This is a genomic window from Mesorhizobium sp. M4B.F.Ca.ET.143.01.1.1 (genome assembly GCF_004792275.1).
Taxonomy (GTDB): domain Bacteria; phylum Pseudomonadota; class Alphaproteobacteria; order Rhizobiales; family Rhizobiaceae; genus Mesorhizobium; species Mesorhizobium abyssinicae.
In genome coordinates, this window is record NZ_SRSR01000202.1 from 1 (window position 1) to 335 (window position 335).

General features: G+C 63.6%; 1 pseudogene. It reads left to right on the top strand.

The annotated features are described in order from the left end of the window. Positions 1-66: 66 nt before the first annotated feature. Positions 67-335 (top strand): annotated as a pseudogene (locus tag EN786_RS36635) (hypothetical protein); the annotation flags it as partial.

Sequence of the window (335 nt, forward strand, 5' to 3'; positions counted from 1 at the left end):
GCGTTATTTCGTTGTGCATCTGCACCGTTTGCTCGATCCAGAATCGAAGGTCGGCGGTTGACGTCGATGGAGCATGAAGCGGTGAAAGGGGCGACCGGGCGGCGTTCCGCCCGAAGCGGCGGAACGCGCACGCTGTGGCGGCGCATCCGCGAGCCTTTGGCGCAGTCGAATTTCGTCAAGAATTTCATCGCCAGCCTGTTCGCCTGGTTCATACGCCTGATTCGCCTCACCAGCCCGCTTGTCGAAGGCTCGACCCAGGTTGCCGGCGGCGCCTACGCGCATCTCGAGCCCGGCATCATCGCGCTGTGGCACGGCCAGCATATTCTGACCCCCGC